General features: G+C 63.8%; 19 protein-coding genes and 1 tRNA gene. 12 read left to right on the top strand and 8 right to left on the bottom strand.

The features are described from left to right. The first annotated feature begins 10 nt into the window (after window positions 1-10). From ribH to IVA79_RS05155, 4 genes are all read left to right on the top strand, one after another. Window positions 11-502, top strand: a complete 492-nt coding sequence (gene ribH / locus IVA79_RS05170) for a 6,7-dimethyl-8-ribityllumazine synthase (RefSeq protein WP_247551424.1) — start codon at window positions 11-13, stop codon at window positions 500-502. Window positions 503-506: 4 nt separating this feature from the next. Continuing rightward, entirely contained in the window at window positions 507-1,004 is a 498-nt protein-coding gene (gene nusB / locus IVA79_RS05165) for a transcription antitermination factor NusB (protein ID WP_247550778.1), read from the top strand. A gap of 182 nt (window positions 1,005-1,186) precedes the next feature. Further along, the gene (gene thiL / locus IVA79_RS05160; protein ID WP_247550777.1) at window positions 1,187-2,188 is read left to right on the top strand and encodes a thiamine-phosphate kinase; all 1,002 of its coding nucleotides are present in this window, start codon (window positions 1,187-1,189) and stop codon (window positions 2,186-2,188) included. 235 nt (window positions 2,189-2,423) lie between these two features. Further along, on the top strand, window positions 2,424-4,544 hold the full coding sequence (locus IVA79_RS05155) for a sodium-translocating pyrophosphatase (protein WP_247550776.1): 2,121 nt from the start codon (window positions 2,424-2,426) through the stop codon (window positions 4,542-4,544). A 178-nt stretch (window positions 4,545-4,722) separates the two neighbouring features. On the opposite strand, the gene IVA79_RS05150 is transcribed toward IVA79_RS05155, so the two are convergent. The 4 genes from IVA79_RS05150 to IVA79_RS05135 form a co-directional block, all read right to left on the bottom strand. Beyond that, the gene (locus IVA79_RS05150) at window positions 4,723-5,142 is read right to left on the bottom strand and encodes a carboxymuconolactone decarboxylase family protein (RefSeq protein WP_247550775.1); all 420 of its coding nucleotides are present in this window, start codon (window positions 5,140-5,142) and stop codon (window positions 4,723-4,725) included. Further along, entirely contained in the window at window positions 5,078-5,506 is a 429-nt protein-coding gene (locus tag IVA79_RS05145) for a MerR family transcriptional regulator (RefSeq protein WP_247550774.1), read from the bottom strand. The genes IVA79_RS05150 and IVA79_RS05145 overlap by 65 nt, the downstream gene beginning before the upstream one ends. A gap of 242 nt (window positions 5,507-5,748) precedes the next feature. Next, window positions 5,749-6,762: a tripartite tricarboxylate transporter substrate binding protein gene (locus tag IVA79_RS05140; RefSeq protein ID WP_247550773.1), complete on the bottom strand. Its 1,014-nt coding sequence runs from the start codon at window positions 6,760-6,762 to the stop codon at window positions 5,749-5,751. A 208-nt stretch (window positions 6,763-6,970) separates the two neighbouring features. Beyond that, window positions 6,971-7,456: an outer membrane protein assembly factor BamE gene (locus tag IVA79_RS05135; RefSeq protein ID WP_247550772.1), complete on the bottom strand. Its 486-nt coding sequence runs from the start codon at window positions 7,454-7,456 to the stop codon at window positions 6,971-6,973. 98 nt (window positions 7,457-7,554) lie between these two features. On the opposite strand from IVA79_RS05135, the gene IVA79_RS05130 reads away from it, so the two are divergent. The 7 genes from IVA79_RS05130 to IVA79_RS05100 all read left to right on the top strand — a co-directional run bounded on the left by IVA79_RS05130 (window position 7,555) and on the right by IVA79_RS05100 (window position 12,277). Beyond that, window positions 7,555-8,106 carry a ubiquinol-cytochrome C chaperone family protein gene (locus tag IVA79_RS05130; RefSeq protein WP_247550771.1) on the top strand — a complete coding sequence of 184 codons (552 nt, stop codon included), beginning with the start codon at window positions 7,555-7,557 and terminating at the stop codon, window positions 8,104-8,106. Next, window positions 8,103-8,672 (top strand): DUF177 domain-containing protein, encoded by a 570-nt coding sequence (locus tag IVA79_RS05125; protein ID WP_247550770.1) that lies wholly within the window; start codon window positions 8,103-8,105, stop codon window positions 8,670-8,672. Before IVA79_RS05130 ends, IVA79_RS05125 begins: the two co-directional genes overlap by 4 nt. Before the next feature lie 299 nt (window positions 8,673-8,971). Next, a complete protein-coding gene (gene plsX, locus IVA79_RS05120) occupies window positions 8,972-10,033 on the top strand; it encodes a phosphate acyltransferase PlsX (protein ID WP_247550769.1) in 1,062 nt (353 codons plus the stop codon). Then, window positions 10,030-11,010: a beta-ketoacyl-ACP synthase III gene (locus tag IVA79_RS05115; RefSeq protein WP_247550768.1), complete on the top strand. Its 981-nt coding sequence runs from the start codon at window positions 10,030-10,032 to the stop codon at window positions 11,008-11,010. The genes plsX and IVA79_RS05115 overlap by 4 nt, the downstream gene beginning before the upstream one ends. A 134-nt stretch (window positions 11,011-11,144) precedes the next feature. Beyond that, complete coding sequence (locus tag IVA79_RS05110) at window positions 11,145-11,486, top strand: integration host factor subunit alpha (RefSeq protein ID WP_018456841.1); 342 nt, start codon at window positions 11,145-11,147, stop codon at window positions 11,484-11,486. 24 nt (window positions 11,487-11,510) lie between these two features. After that, entirely contained in the window at window positions 11,511-12,092 is a 582-nt protein-coding gene (locus IVA79_RS05105) for a MerR family transcriptional regulator (protein ID WP_247550767.1), read from the top strand. A gap of 107 nt (window positions 12,093-12,199) precedes the next feature. After that, window positions 12,200-12,277 (top strand) — tRNA-Pro (locus IVA79_RS05100). Window positions 12,278-12,399: 122 nt separating this feature from the next. Here IVA79_RS05100 and IVA79_RS05095 read toward each other — a convergent pair. From IVA79_RS05095 to IVA79_RS05085, 3 genes are all read right to left on the bottom strand, one after another. Continuing rightward, a complete protein-coding gene (locus IVA79_RS05095; protein ID WP_247550766.1) occupies window positions 12,400-13,269 on the bottom strand; it encodes a hypothetical protein in 870 nt (289 codons plus the stop codon). Window positions 13,270-13,277: 8 nt separating this feature from the next. After that, window positions 13,278-13,502: a hypothetical protein gene (locus tag IVA79_RS05090; RefSeq protein ID WP_247550765.1), complete on the bottom strand. Its 225-nt coding sequence runs from the start codon at window positions 13,500-13,502 to the stop codon at window positions 13,278-13,280. A 232-nt stretch (window positions 13,503-13,734) separates the two neighbouring features. Next, complete coding sequence (locus IVA79_RS05085) at window positions 13,735-14,319, bottom strand: TetR/AcrR family transcriptional regulator (RefSeq protein WP_247550764.1); 585 nt, start codon at window positions 14,317-14,319, stop codon at window positions 13,735-13,737. A 162-nt stretch (window positions 14,320-14,481) separates the two neighbouring features. On the opposite strand from IVA79_RS05085, the gene IVA79_RS05080 reads away from it, so the two are divergent. After that, window positions 14,482-15,447 carry an alpha/beta fold hydrolase gene (locus IVA79_RS05080; protein WP_247550763.1) on the top strand — a complete coding sequence of 322 codons (966 nt, stop codon included), beginning with the start codon at window positions 14,482-14,484 and terminating at the stop codon, window positions 15,445-15,447. 124 nt (window positions 15,448-15,571) lie between these two features. Here the strand turns inward: IVA79_RS05080 and IVA79_RS05075 are convergent, their stop codons facing one another. Next, window positions 15,572-15,811 carry a hypothetical protein gene (locus tag IVA79_RS05075; RefSeq protein WP_194407791.1) on the bottom strand — a complete coding sequence of 80 codons (240 nt, stop codon included), beginning with the start codon at window positions 15,809-15,811 and terminating at the stop codon, window positions 15,572-15,574. Window positions 15,812-15,905 lie beyond the last annotated feature (94 nt).

Genomic DNA, 15,905 nt, shown 5'->3' with positions numbered 1-15,905 from the left:
GATCTTAATGATGGCAGACGCGCGGCGCGCACCCCTGAAGGACCAGACCGACATTTCCGGCGCGCGCGCGCTGATTGTCGAGGCGCGGTTCTATGACGATCTCCAGGACGCGCTGCTGGACGGCGCAGTGGCGGAGCTGAAGGCGGCCGGCCTGACGCATGATGTCCTCACGGTTCCCGGCGCGCTGGAGATCCCGGCGGCGGTGGCCATCGCGGTCGATGCCGCGGCGGCGCACGGCAAGCCCTATGACGCCGTGATCGCGCTCGGCTGCGTCATCCGCGGCGACACCATTCATTTCGAGATCGTGTCGCAGGAATCCTCGCGCGCTCTGATGGATCTTGCGGTCTCGCGAAAACTGCCGCTCGGCAACGGCATCCTCACCGTCAACAATGAGGACCAGGCCTGGGCGCGGGCGCGCGCCAGCGAGCTCAACAAGGGCGGCGATGCCGCGCGCGCGGCGCTTGCGATGCTGCGCATCAAACGCCGTCTGGCGCAGGCCTAACGCCATGGCCGACAATATCAAAAAGCCGGCGGGGCTTAACGAGAAGAAGGCGAACCGACGCGGTGCGGCGCGGCTCGCGGCCGTGCAGGCGCTGTACCAGATGGATATCGCGGGCGCCGGCATCAACGACATCTTCGCCGAGTTCGAAAGCCATTGGCTCGGCAACGAGGTCGAGGGCGACACTTATCTGCCGGCGGAAGCCGCGTTCTTCCGTGACGTCGTCTCGGGTGTCGTGCGCGACCAGAAGAAGCTGGATCCGCTGATCGACGAGGCGCTGTCGAAGGGCTGGCCGTTGAAGCGGATCGAGGCGATCCTGCGCGCGGTGCTGCGGGCCGGGGCTTACGAATTGGAGCACCGCAAGGACGTGCCGGGCCGCGTCGTCGTCTCCGAATATGTCGACGTCGCCAACGCCTTCGTCGACCGCGAGGAGACCGGCCTGGTCAACGCCGTGCTCGACCAGATCGGTCGCCAGTTTCGCGGTGACGAGTTCGGGCGGGGGTAGGATCAGTCGATGGCCCGTGCGGTAGCCGTCATCCTGAGGTGCCGTAGCGAAGCGAAGGCCTCGAAGGACGACGGCGTGGCACTGAAGGTGTACCTCGGCCGTGCATCCTTCGAGGCTCGCAAGGGCTCGCACCTCCAGCGACGATGGCTTCGCCATCGCGCAGGGATGACGGGTCTTCTGCTATGACACAGGGCCAAAGACAGAGCTCCCCCGAAGACTCCCTCATCGCGCGCTATTTCAAGCCGCTGGCGACTGATCCCGGCGCGCTCGGTCTGGTCGATGACGCTGCGGTGCTGTCCTCATCCGGCGACGACATCGTCGTCACCACCGACGCCGTCGTCGAGGGCGTGCACTATCTTGCCGATGACCCCCCTGACACCATCGCGCGCAAGGCGCTGCGGGTGAACCTGTCCGATCTCGCCGCCAAGGGCGCGGTGCCTGCCGGCTTCGTACTGACGCTGGCGCTGCGCAGCAAGGAGGATGCCTGGCTGCGGCCGTTCGCGGACGCGCTGGGCGAGGACGCAAGAGAATTCGCTTGTCCGCTGCTCGGCGGCGACACGGTTTCGACGCCGGGCCCGCAGATGATCTCGATCACCGCCTTCGGCCGCGTGCCGCAGGGGCGGATGGTCGGCCGCACCGGCGCGAGGGCAGGCGATCGTATCCTGGTGACGGGTACGATCGGCGATGCTGCGCTCGGCCTCGACGTGCTCACAGGCGGCGCCGCTGCGGCAGCGCTCGCGACCAATCCCGCAGCAAGGGACGCCCTGATCTCGCGCTATCGCGTGCCGCAGCCGCGCAATGTGCTGGCGCAGGCCGTGCGCGATCATGCGACCGCCGCGATGGACGTCTCCGACGGGCTTGCCGGCGATCTGGTGAAACTCTGCGCAGCGTCGGGGGTCTCGGCCACGGTCGACGTGGCAAGCGTGCCGCTCTCGGCCGCGGCGGCGGGCCTGATCGCCCGCAAAATCGTTTGCGTCGAGACGCTGCTTGCTGGGGGCGACGATTACGAGGTGCTGTGCACCGTGCCGCCGGCGCAAGCCGATGCACTGATTGCCGCGGGGCGGGCGGCCGGTCTTGTCGTCACGGCGATCGGCACCATCGTCGCGGGGAATGAGACGCCGCGCTTCCTGGACGGACATGGCCAGGAATTGGCCCTGGAGCGGCTGTCCTACAGCCACTTCTAGGAATTGCTCCAAACCGGCATCCTGGTTCTCGGCACGTGCTGCTAAATACCTGCCGAGATCGGCGTTTTCGGCCTTATCCGGCGTTGCACCCTCAATTTGATTTTGGCAAGCTTCAGATCGACTGAGGCCGCCCCTTTTGGGCAAGGGGCGGCTTTGTTCGAAATCAAGGCGCCGCACCGCACGACGGACAACAAAAGGCGCCGGGGGTACATCAAGGATCTGAGGCAAAAATCACATGACAGCATTATGGTTGATTGTGCTCTGCGGAGTGCTTTCCGTCGTCTACGCGATTTGGGCGACGTCTTCGGTGTTAAGCGCGGATGCGGGGTCGGCGCGCATGCAGGAGATCGCAGCAGCGGTCGCTGAGGGCGCACAGGCGTATCTGCGGCGCCAGTACACGACGATCGGCATCGTCGGCGTGGTCATCTTCCTCTTGCTTGTCTATTTCCTCGGTATCTACGTCGCCATCGGCTTTCTGATCGGCGCCGTCCTGTCGGGCGCGGCCGGCTTCATCGGCATGAACGTCTCGGTTCGCGCCAATGTGCGTACCGCGCAAGCCGCGACGACGTCGCTCGCCGGCGGCCTCGAGCTCGCCTTCAAGGCGGGCGCGATCACCGGCATGCTGGTGGCAGGTCTCGCGCTGCTCGGCGTGACGCTCTATTTCGGCTTCCTGGTCCACTCGCTCAAGCTGGCGCCCGATAGCCGCGTCGTGGTCGACGCCCTGGTGGCGCTCGGCTTCGGTGCCTCGCTGATCTCGATTTTCGCCCGTCTCGGCGGCGGCATCTTCACCAAGGGTGCGGACGTCGGCGGCGATCTCGTCGGCAAGGTCGAGGCCGGCATTCCCGAGGACGATCCACGCAACCCCGCGACCATCGCCGACAACGTCGGTGACAACGTGGGCGACTGCGCCGGCATGGCTGCCGACCTGTTCGAGACCTATGCGGTGACCGCGGTCGCCACCATGGTCTTAGCTGCGATCTTCTTCGCCAAGACGCCCATCCTCGCCAACATGATGACGCTGCCGCTCGCGATCGGCGGCATCTGCATCATCACCTCGATCATCGGCACCTTCTTCGTCAAGCTCGGGCCGAGCCAGTCGATCATGGGCGCGCTCTACAAGGGCCTGATCGCAACCGGCATCCTGTCGCTGGTCGGCATCGCGCTGGTGATCTACTACCTGATCGGCTTCGGCAAGCTCGACGGCGTCGACTATACCGGCATGGCGCTGTTCGAATGCGGCGTGGTCGGCCTCGTCGTCACCGCGCTGATCATCTGGATCACCGAATACTACACCGGCACGGACTATCGTCCGGTGAAGTCGATCGCCCAGGCCTCGGTGACCGGCCACGGCACCAACGTGATCCAGGGCCTCGCCGTCTCGATGGAAGCGACCGCGCTGCCCGCGATCGTGATCATCGCCGGCATCCTGGTCACCTACAGCCTCGCCGGCCTGTTCGGCATCGCGATCGCGACCGCCACCATGCTGGCGCTGGCCGGCATGATCGTCGCGCTCGATGCGTTCGGCCCCGTCACCGACAATGCCGGCGGCATTGCCGAAATGGCGGGTCTGCCGAAGGAGGTGCGCAAGTCGACCGACGCGCTCGACGCGGTCGGCAACACCACCAAGGCGGTGACGAAAGGCTACGCGATCGGCTCCGCCGGTCTCGGTGCCCTCGTCCTGTTCGCGGCCTACAACCAGGACCTCAAGTTCTTCGTTGCAGACAGCGCGCACCATCCGTACTTCGCCGGCGTCAATCCGGACTTCTCGCTGAACAATCCCTACGTGGTTGTCGGTCTGCTGTTCGGCGGCCTCTTGCCGTATCTGTTCGGCGCGATGGGCATGACGGCGGTCGGGCGTGCGGCCGGCGCGATCGTCGAGGAGGTGCGGCGCCAGTTCCGCGAGAAGCCCGGCATCATGCAGGGCACCGACAAGCCCGATTACGGCAAGGCGGTCGACCTGCTGACCAAGGCGGCGATCAAGGAGATGATCATCCCCTCGCTGCTGCCGGTGCTGTCGCCGATCGTGGTCTACTTCCTGATCTACGCGATCGCGGGTGGCGGGGTGGCCGGCAAGTCGGCGGCGTTCTCCGCGGTGGGCGCGATGCTGCTCGGCGTGATCGTGACGGGCCTGTTCGTCGCGATCTCCATGACCTCGGGCGGCGGCGCCTGGGACAACGCCAAGAAGTACATCGAGGACGGCCATTTCGGCGGCAAGGGCAGTGATGCCCACAAGTCGGCGGTGACCGGCGACACCGTCGGCGATCCCTACAAGGATACGGCCGGTCCCGCGGTGAACCCGATGATCAAGATCACCAACATCGTGGCGCTGCTGCTGCTGGCGATCCTGGCACACTGAGCGCCGTCGACGACACAAGACAAACCCCGCGGTGCGAGCCGCGGGGTTTTTGTTTGGGTGGGACAGACGCTCTCACCACGTCATTGCGAGGAGCTCTTGTGACGAAGCAATCCAGGGGTCTTTCCGCAGGAACAGTCTGGATTGCTTCCGCCTTCGCCAAGCTTTCGATGGCCGAGCCTCAGGCTTTCGACTCCGATCCGCCCTCGGCTCTTTGCGCGAATACCTCCTTCGCTGCGAACAGGCCGTTGACGGCAGCCGGGAAGCCGGCATAGACGGCCATCTGCATGAGGATCTCGATAATCTCCTCTCGGGCGAGCCCGACATTCAGACCTGCCTCGATATGCACCTTGAGCTGAGGTGTGGCGTTTCCCATGGCCGCAAGAGCTGCGATCGTTGCGATTTCCCGCGAACGGAGGTCGAGCCCGGGCCGTGAGTAGATGTCGCCAAATGGAAATTCGAATACATAGGTGGCGAAGTCTGGGGCGATGTCACCAAGCGCCGCCACGACCTTATGGCCGGCCTCTCCGTCGATCTCAGCGAGTGCGCGCCGACCGCGCTCCAACCGGCTTTCGCCGGCGTTCAGGAAGTGTTGCGTCATAGTCTTTCATCCTCTGTTCCGTTTCGGCATAACCGCCGATCTTGGTGTCGAGGACGAGAAGACAGGCATTGAGCTCGTCGACGTGGGCCCGCACGCTTTCGCGGTGCCGCTCCAGCAGCGCGCGCCGCTCGGCCTCGGTGCCGCTGCCGCGATCCCGGAGATCCGCGTAGAGCAGCATGTGCCGGATCGGCATGCCGGTTGTCTTGAGGCGGCCGAGAAACTCGATCCAGGCAAGGATCGAGGCGTCGTAGTCACGTCGGCTGGATCGATCCCGGTCCGCGTAAGGCAACAGTCCGATCCGCTCGTAGTAGCGGATCGTATGGGCCGTCAGTCCGGAACGCTTGGCGAGTTCGCCGATCTTCATACCTGTCTCTCATCACGACGCGCGGAAACTACGAGTTCGAGCGCACTCTAAGTCAAGAGACATTTGGGCCGGCCGATGCGAGTTTCGCGCCATCGGCAGCACAGTTGTGCCGGAGAGCTGGCCGATCGGGACAATAAAAACTGCGTAGGGCGGATTAGCGCAGCGTAATCCGCCACCTTACGTCCCGTAGCAATCGGCGGATTACGCTGCGCTAATCCGCCCTACGGATCGTGGCCGTTCCGCTACTGCACGTCCATCTGCAGCCCTTCCTTCTGGATGATGCCGGCGAATTTCTTCGTCTCGGCGTCCACGAAGGCGGCGAATTGCTGGGGCGTGCCGTAGTCGGCGCGGGCGCCCATGGCGGCGATCTGCTTCTTGACGTCGTCGCGCTCCAGCATCGCCTTCACCTGGAGATTGAGTGCGTTGAGCATCTCGGGTGAGACGCCCTTCGGCAGGAAAACCGAGAACCAGGACGAGACATCGAAATTCGCCAGCTCCGGCGCGCTCTCGCGCATGGTCGGCAGGTTCGGCGCGAGCTCGCTGCGCTCGGTGGTGGTGACACACAGACCGTTGAGCGTGCCGCTCTGCACCTGCGGCAGGCTCGGATAGAGATTGTCGAACAGGATCTGGATGTCGCCGGCGAGCGCGGCTTGAAGCGCCGGGCCAGCGCCGCGGAACGGAATGTGGGTCATCTTCAGTCCGGTGAGCTGAAGAAACCAGGCGCCGGTGAGGTGAGGGCTCTGGCCGACGCCGGAGGAGGCGTAGCTGAGCTTGTCCGGATTGGCCTTGAGATAGGCAATCAGCTCGGCGATCGACTTGATGCCGGTCTTCGGATGCGCCGAGACGATGTTCGGAATCCGGATCATGTTGGTCACAGGCTGAAGCTGGTCCGGCTTGTAGGTAAGGTTCTTGAAGATGCTGTAGGCGATCGCGTTCGGACCGGGATTACCGACCAGGATGGTGTGGCCATCAGGCTTGGCGCGGACCACTTCGGCGGTGCCGATGGTGCCGCCGCCGCCCGAGCGGTTTTCCACGACGGCCGACTGGCCCCAGGCGGTTTGCAGATGCGCGGCCAGGAGCCGGCCCATCACGTCGGTCGAGCCGCCGGCCGCGGCCGGCACGACGAGACGAACATTCTCGGTGGGCTTCCAGTCGGCAAGGCTCGAACGCGGCAGGATCGCTGCGGCCGTAAGGCCGGCAGCACCGGTAAGCACGCGACGGCGGGACAACAAAGTGTTCTGAAGTTTCTTGGACACGAATCCACTCCCAGCTTCTTGCTTTGGAGGGAGCGTAGGGAACCTGGCTTGCGGCGGCAAGTCGCACGCCACGGCAAAGGCCGTGCGAAGGGTGGCACGACGCCGCAGGTGAGAGCCATTTACCTTCCGGTGGAATTGAAACGGGCTTCTAGCTTGTTCGACGCGCTTCTTGACGCGAGCCCGTCCACTTCGCTCGAGAACGCTCTGCTCAGTTGAAGCTGAGCAGCTTGAACAGCGGCGTGAGGTAGCTCATCTCCTGGCCCGACGTCGGCGTAGTGCGGCTGATGAAGTCGAAGATCTTGCCATCCTGCAGGCCGTAATTCGCCAGCCGGCGCACGCGCCGGGTTTTGTCGAAATAGATCGCGATCACGCGCTGGTCGACCACCTTCTGGTTCATGAAGGCGACCGCGCGCTCCGAGCGCTGCGAGATGTAATAGAACACTTCACCGTCGAGGGTCGCGACCGTCGAGGGGGTGCCCATCACGATCAGCACCTGATCCTGGCTCGCGCCGATCGGGATCTGCTCGAGCGCGCCGGGCGGCAGGATGTAGCCCTTCTGGAATTGCTCGCCGGTGCAGCCCGCGAGCGCCGCGCCGATCAGGGTGACGGCCGCGAGCATGCGCAAGCCGCGCCAGCGTGCATGAAGGCCGCGCCGCTTACCTGCGCGCAGGCTGGTCTCAATCGTTGTGGTCATAGCGGAACTGATTCCGTCCCCTTGCGTCGCGCGAGGCGCTGAAGTACCGGGCAGGGCGTCTGAATGCAACTCGCGCGCGCCCGCTTGCGGAAACCACAATGCTTTGGCCGTTCAATCACTTCAGGAAACCCCGGCTAACCCCGTCGGGCACCATTGAAGCCATCTATGGCATGATCGTGACGCAGGCGCGAGAACCCATATTTTACCGCGACTTGGGCGTGCCCGATACGGTTAACGGGCGTTTCGACCTGTTGCTGCTGCATCTGTGGCTGCTGCTGCGCCGCCTGCGCACGGTTCAAGGCGCCACTGAGCTGTCCCAGGCGCTATTCGACCGCTTCTGCGAGGACATGGATGACAATCTGCGCGAGATGGGGATCGGCGACCAGACCGTGCCGAAGCGGATGCGGGCTTTTGGTGAGGCCTTCTACGGCCGGGTCCAGGCCTATGACCAAGCCATGGAGGGCGGCGGCGAGGCCCTGGCAGCGGCGATCTGCAAGAATATCTTGAATGGGACTGGCCTGGACCGGGCGCAGCGGCTCGCGGCCTATGCCCGGGCCAGTGAGGCCGATCTCGGCCGGACCGACGAGGCTACGCTGCTGCGCGCCTCCTTCAGGTTTCCTCCAGCGATTGCCGAGGATGTCACGCCATGAGCCGATCGAATGCCGAATCCAGGCCTGATCCCTGGCGGTCCCCCGTCATCGTCGCGCAGATCCCCGATACCGGCCTGCATCGCAAGCTCGAGGCCACCGCCGCCGAGCGGCAGGCCATCGCTGAGGTCGGCGGCTTGCGGGAGGTCCTATCCGCCCAGGCCGACCTCGACGTCGTGCCCAGGAGCGGCGGCCGGGTCCAGGTCACGGGGCACATTCGCGCCCGGATCGGCCAGACCTGCGTGGTCACCCTCGATCCGATCGAGAGCGAGATCAAGGAGGAGGTGGACCTGGTGTTCGCTCCCGAGGCCGAGGTTCGGAAGATGGCCGACCTGATCGAGGAGGGGCAGGACGATGAGGAGCCGCCGGAGGTGATCGATCCGCCGGAGCCGATCATCAACGGCATCATCGACCTCGGACGGATCGCCACCGACGCCCTGTTCCTGGCGGTGGACCCCTATCCCCGCAAGGAGGGGGCCGTGTTCGAGGCGGAGGTCACCGCCCCGGATCCGGAGGACCATCCCTTCGCCGCGCTGAAGGCGCTTCAGGACAACAAGAAGGACCAGTAGCGAGGCATTCCCGGAGGGATCATCCTGCACGGACGCGCGAGGCATTTGCCGGGATGGTTTCAAAGAGGTCTTTATCTGACTGATTTAACTGTATTTCTTGCAAATTCCGGGGTTCGCGGCCGGATCGCTCTGAAAGCAAAAGGCTGGGGGCAAGAGGTTGTTTCGGGATAACAAAACGCTATTGTCGCGCCCCGGTCGGGGCGCGGCGTGGCGCCCGACCGGTCGCCATGGCCATGGCGAACCCATTCTGCGGCTCCGCTCGCTCAAGACCGCACCAGATCAGGTTTTCCAGGACTTTCATGCCAAGCAAGGTTCGCATTGCGCTTGACGCCATGGGGGGCGACGGCGGCGCCGCCGTGGTCATTCCGGGCGCGGCCATCTCGCTTGGCCGGCATCGCGAGACCGAATTCCTGCTGGTCGGGGACCGCGCCAAGATCGAGCCCGAGCTCGACCGGTATCCTCAGCTCAAGGCCACCTCGAAGATCATCCATACCGAGGTCGCCGTCAGTGGTTCGGACAAGCCGAGCCAGGCGCTGCGGCGCGGCCGCAAGACGTCCTCGATGTGGCTTGCCATCGACGCGGTGAAGAAGGGCGAGGCGGATGTCGCGGTCTCCGCCGGCAATACCGGTGCGCTGATGGCGATGTCGCGCTTCCATTTGCGCACGCTGAAGGGGATCGACCGCCCGGCGATTGCGGGGTTATGGCCGACCCTGCGCGGCGAGTCCGCCGTGCTCGACCTTGGTGCCACCATCGGCGGCGACGCGCACCATCTGGTGGCGCTCGCCCTGATGGGCGCGGCGATGACGAGCGTGCTGTTCGACAAGAAGCGGCCCACGGTCGGGCTCCTCAATATCGGAACCGAGGAGATCAAGGGGCACGAGGAGATCCGCGAGGCCGGGGAAATCCTGCGGGCCAGAAACTTGCCGGAGCTCGACTATATCGGCTTCGTCGAGGGCGACGGCATCGGCAAGGGGCTGGTCGACGTCATCGTGACCGAAGGTTTCAGCGGCAACATCGCGCTCAAGGCCGCCGAGGGAACCGCCCGGCAGATGGCCGAATTACTCCGTAACGAGATGAAGCGCAGCTGGCTGTCCAAGCTCGGCTATCTCTTCGCGCGCGGCGCCTTCCAGGCCCTGCGCGACAAGATGGACCCGAACAAGTCCAATGGCGGCGTGTTCCTGGGTCTGAACGGACTGGTGGTCAAGAGCCACGGCGGAACCAGCGCCGAAGGCTTTGCCTATGCGATCGATGTTGGCTATGAGATGGCTCACTACGATCTCCTGAACAAGATCAATCAGATGCTCAACCGCGAGGGTGGTGCACTCAATTCCGTGCAGGCCGCGCAGGAGGCTGTTTCGTGACTCAAATTCGTTCGGTCGTGCTCGGCTGCGGCTCCTATCTGCCGGAGCAGGTGGTGACCAACGCCCAATTGGCGGCGCGCATCGATACCTCGGACGAGTGGATCGTTCAGCGCACCGGCATTCGCGAGCGGCACATCGCGGCCGAGGGCGAGTTCACCTCGCATTTGGCGCTCAGGGCGGCGCAGGCCGCGCTCACCGATGCCGGGATCGACGCGCAGTCGATCGACCTCATCGTGCTGGCGACCTCGACGCCGGACAACACCTTCCCCGCCACCGCCGTCGCCGTGCAGAACGGGCTCGGCATCAACCACGGCGCGGCCTTCGACCTCCAGGCGGTGTGCTCGGGCTTCGTGTTCGCGCTCGCGACCGCCGACAATTTCCTGCGTACCGGCGCCTTCAAGCGCGCGCTGGTGATCGGCGCGGAGACCTTCTCGCGCATCCTCGACTGGAACGATCGCGGCACCTGCGTGCTGTTCGGCGACGGTGCCGGCGCGGTGGTGCTCGAGGCGCAGGAGCAGCCGGGCAATGCCGCGACCGACCGCGGCCTCGTCACCACGCATCTGCGCTCCGACGGCCGCCACAAGGCAAAGCTGTTCGTCGACGGCGGGCCGTCCTCGACCCAGACCGTCGGCCATCTGCGCATGGAGGGCCGCGAGGTCTTCAAGCATGCCGTCGGCATGATCACCGACGTCATCGTCGACGCCTTCCAGGCGACCGGGCTCAATGCCGACCGCATCGACTGGTTCGTGCCGCATCAGGCCAACAAGCGAATCATCGACGCCTCCGCCCACAAGCTCCATATCGCGCCGGAGAAGGTGGTGCTGACGGTGGACCGTCACGGCAACACCTCGGCGGCCTCGATTCCCTTGGCGCTGTCGGTGGCGCGCAAGGACGGTCGCATCAAGAAGGGCGACCTCATTCTGCTGGAAGCGATGGGAGGCGGCTTCACCTGGGGCTCCGCGCTGGTGCGCTGGTAGAGCCACACTCGATAAAATTTTGCCGATTTAGCCGCGATTATCGATGCGCCTGCATTGATGAGCGCTGTTGACCGCCGTAACGTAAGCTCCTAATTTCAGACAACAATTGTTCGCCGTGATGTGGGGGCAGGGCGATGACCGATCAAAGTAAAACCGTAACGCGTGTCGATCTGTGCGAAGCCGTCTACCAGAAGGTGGGCCTGTCGCGCACGGAATCGTCCGCCTTCGTGGAACTCGTGCTGAAGGAGATCACCGACTGCCTGGAGAAGGGCGAGACGGTGAAGCTGTCCTCGTTCGGCTCCTTCATGGTCCGCAAGAAGGGCCAGCGCATCGGCCGCAACCCGAAGACCGGCACCGAGGTGCCGATCTCGCCGCGCCGGGTGATGGTGTTCAAGCCGTCGGCGATCCTGAAGCAGCGGATCAACGCCCAGCACCGCACCAATGGCGATGCCAGCAAGGCTCAACCCGAGGCGTAACGCCTTTCGCGAAGGATTTGGCATTTGGACAAGGCGCCGGATGCGTTCCGAACCATCAGCGAAGTAGCGCAGGAGCTCGACATCCCGCAGCACGTGCTGCGGTTCTGGGAGACCCGCTTCTCCCAGATCAAGCCGATGAAGCGCAGCGGCGGCCGCCGCTATTACCGCCCCGACGACGTCGACCTGCTCAAGGGCATCCGCCGCCTGCTCTACGGCGAGGGCTACACCATCCGCGGGGTGCAGCGGATCCTGAAAGAGCACGGCGTCAAATCGGTGCAGGGTCTCGCCGACAGCGCAGCCGCGGTCTCCTTCGGCGCGATCGAGGATGCCATCGGGGCGAGCCTGAGGGAGCCCGAGGACGAGGAGGCGCCGATCAAGGGCGTCGCTGACACCGACGATGACGACTACCAGGGCGATGAAGAGGAAGGCATCGACTTCCGCTTCACCGAGATCGACGACGAGGACATCCTCACCACCTTCCGCAAGGGCGGCGCTCCCGCCGCACCAGCCGGCCCCAGCGCGCTGGACCGGGAGCGCTTGGGACGGGCGCTCGCCGACCTCGTCGCAGCTAAGGAAATGCTGGATCAGGCGCTGAACGACGGCTAGGGCGCTTTCGCCCGGCTCCGCGGTCAGTTCCCCGGCTTGGATGGAGACACCAAAATGGTGTCGCTCGCCTTGCGCATCGCGCCGATCCTAGCTAATGGAACGACGTTCGGAGCGTGGCGCAGCCCGGTTAGCGCACTAGTCTGGGAGACTAGGGGTCGGAGGTTCAAATCCTCTCGCTCCGACCATTTTCTTCAATAGAATCAAATTCGTTCTTGGGCGGTTGGTTTGTAGCCTGCCGCCCGTTTGAAGATAATTGCAATTTTAGTTCGCGCGCTGTTCTGCATCGGCCAACTGTGCGGTCTAAGCTCTAAGCAGCCCCTACGATCGCTCGTAAAGTCTTAGCGCTGTCCATGTTCATCAGGTGCTTCGGAATTCCCGCTTGAGCGGCGATCAGTCGCCATTTCCGGCGAAACTCCGCGGTTGACCACGGAAAAGCTTTTTGCTCGTTCAGGATGATTGGACCGCTGCGAGGAAGGTGAGCACGAGTAAGCTCCTCAACAGAGACCTCCGAATAGATCGCTAGCTCATCCATAACCATCGGTGCGTTCTTGAGGTCGAATTGAAGCTCACCTGAGCGTCGGCTGCCGGCGAGCCGCAGAACTAATGTCTCATCCAAAGCTGACCAGCGAAGGCCCCTTACCCACTTTTCCTCTCTGCCATCCTTTATGCGGGTCACGTCTGACAGCTCGGGTTCGCTCATAGGCACCCACTCGCCTATTACTGTTTTTTGATTGAGCCGAAGATCGAACTGAAAAGCTTGGGCAATAGCAATGGAATCCCAACCCCACTCGCGCGCTTTGCTCCTGATCAGTTTCGCCTGTTCGGCCGAGATGGTTTTTCGTCGTGGCGCGGGCCTCGCGAATCTCAATTCGCCGAGCCCGGTGGCAAGTCGACGACATTCCTTGTCTTCCAGGATCGTTGCTCCGAAACGCAATACTACCCGCAGTCGACTTATCAGCGAATGTGCGGCAGCAATCTTTCCTTGTCCTGCCCACAGGTCATGCCATTTAACTAGATCGCGTGCTCGCACTCCTCGAAGCGATCGGTGTCCGTATTGCCGAGTGATCCGCTCCAGCAACCGCTCGTGCTTAACACGGACTCCATAGCTCAGTTTTTGGAAGGGGGATTGAGCGTCCTTCCGGAAGATCTCGATCAGCTGGCCTAACGTGTCCGGCATGGAGCTTTTCAACCTCTCAAATAATCAATGAGGACAGCAACGATGATGATGGTGGCGATAATTCCTAAAATTCCTTCGGCATGAATTTGAGTTCCGAGAAACCGAATGTCGAGTCGTTGGGGGTGGCGCATTGCGTTTTCCGTTGTGGTGAAAGCGATGCCTCCGATGATCTCGTTTCCTGGCCGGGGAACAACTGTTTTGAATAGGTGAAGTTGAATTACGAACTCTTTCAATGGGTTAACAAAAAGCGGTAGGCATGCGCGCTCTACGCGGAAGAGTGCTGAACCCTCCTACCTATCGAGGCTATATGCGTAGCCCGTTGACATCCGAACAGATTCCACGCGCAGCCAAGCCTTCGTCAGTCAACTAGTAGTAGGCGCAACGCTAATGCACGGACGCATTGAATGGAATCAGGGACTTAAGGGGATGAGTGCTCTCTGGCGTAGAGCGCGCATGTGGTGCTCCCTACCTCAAATACCCCACCACCATCCTCGTCGTCTCATCCACCAGCACCTTCACCATCTTCTCCGACAACATCTCCGCCCCGCTCAGCACCGTATTGTGCGCCACCGCCTCGATCGCGCTGACGCAGATGAAGGTCGCGACGTCGAGGTCGATCTTGCGCATTTCCTTGCGGTGGCTCTCGAGATAGGCCCGCACTAACGCGTGGACCTCGCGGTTGAAGGCTTCGACGTCTTTGAGCTGGCCGGCGCGGGGGATCTGCTCGGCGAGCACCCGATGGAGTTTCGGGTTGATGCGGTGGGCTTCAATCGCGACGGTGACGAGCTTTCGCACGGCCTTGTCGATCGGGACGTCCGCGACTTCGGCGAGCGCGGCGCGGACGATGCCCATGATCTCCTCGTTGTGACGCTCGATCACGGCGGCGACGAGGGCTTCCTTGCTCGGAAAATACTGGTAGAGCGAGCCGACGCTGACGCCGGCGATCTCCGCGATGCGGTTGGTGCTCGCTTTCTCGAAGCCGTCGCGGACGAGAATGCGAGCGGTCGCCTCGACCAGCGCGTCGACGGTGGCGCGTGATCGCGCCTGCAAGGCGTTTTTCCGGGGTTTTGTCGGCGGTGGGCGCGCCATGGCCTTGCGATCCGAATGCGAGTAGGAAAAGCGAGCGAATGCTCGCATTATATCCGCCTATGGCGGCCTTTCGGCAAGCCTCCTCGTCGCCATATGGATGCCGAGCCAGGTGGAGAACTGACCATGAGCGTCGCAAGGCTTGTGTCGGCCCTGCAGTTTTGTCCTGACATCTGCGGACCTGGGAGCCGCGACCCCGCGCCAAGCCTGCAAAGCCGCACCTTCAACCTGCTGCTGCGACAGCTTCCCTACAAGAAGCAACTCGCCTCCGCCGAGGCCGTGCAGGCGCATGTGCAGAAGCTTGCCTTGCAGCCGGCCTCCTTCGAGCCGACCGGGCTTGGCTGCGGCGTCGAGGCGATCCTGACCCGGATGGGCGGCTGGCCGGTGTATTATACGGCGCCGTCCTCGGGCCATGAGGGCTGCAACTACATCATGTTCCTGCATGGCGGCGGCTTCATCAACGAGATCGTGCCGGCGCATTGGCGCTTCATCGGCGAGATGACGCGCAAGGCGCGCGTCTCGTGCGTCGTGCCGATCTATCCGCTGGCGCCGCGCGCGACCGCTGGGGATGTCGTGCCGAAGACGGCCGAGCTGCTGCGAATGCTGCTGGAAGACGCCGGCTCCGCAAAGGTCACGGTTGTCGGCAACTCGGCCGGCGCCGGGCTCGCGCTCGCTGCGTGCCAATGGCTGCGCGATCGCGGCCATCGGCAGCCGGCGCGGCTGGTGCTGATCTCGCCGGCGGCTGATGCCTCGGTCAGCCGTCCGGAGCAGGTCGAGATCGCAACGCGCGATCCGATCCAGGACATTCCGGGCATCGTCGAGGCGGGGCGGCTCTATGCCGGCGAGCTCGATATCGGCCATCCCTTCGTCAGCCCGCTCAACGGCGCCTTCCGTTTCCTCGCGCCGATGACGATCTTCGCAGGGACTCGCGATCTGCTGTACCCCGATAGCGTCGATCTGGCGGAGCGGGCGAGGGCGGTGGGCGTGCCGGTGGAGCTGCATCTGCTGCGTGACCAGCCGCACAACTACGCGTTGATGCCGACGCCGGAAGGGCGACGGGCGCGTGCGCTCATCATGCGTGCGGTGGCGTGATTGAAGTGGGATGTGATCGTCGTCACGGAGCGCGCCGTCTCATCGGACTGGCGCTGTGCGGCCCGTCGGAGGCGGCCTCCGGGGCGTTTCCTCGATTCGTCGTCTTCAGTAGTTTTTCGGGGCCTTAGGCGTGGCCCTTGATCTCGTAGTGTCCCGGCACGCATTTGAAGCGCTCGAGGCGCCAATTGGCGTGATAGATCGGATGCTCGCCCATCCATTTCGCCAGGGGGGCCTGTGCGCCGACCGCACATTGCATCATCGAAATCTCGGGCGTCATGTTGCTGTCGGTCACGATTTCCTCGACGCAACTGCCTGAGCTGGCTGCGCTAAGCCGGCAGAGCACGGCAACGACGGTCACGAACATTCCTGTCACCTCATCGGTTGTTTCTGACCACGACAAGGATGCAAGCGGAGTGCCAGAGCCTGTGACACGCAAACAACACGCTGGCCTGGCCGAC

It is taken from the genome of Bradyrhizobium sp. 138, from assembly GCF_023074075.1.
Classification (GTDB): domain Bacteria; phylum Pseudomonadota; class Alphaproteobacteria; order Rhizobiales; family Xanthobacteraceae; genus Bradyrhizobium.
The sequence above is the reverse complement of the archived record's forward strand: the minus strand, read 5'-3'. Positions and strand labels throughout refer to the sequence as shown.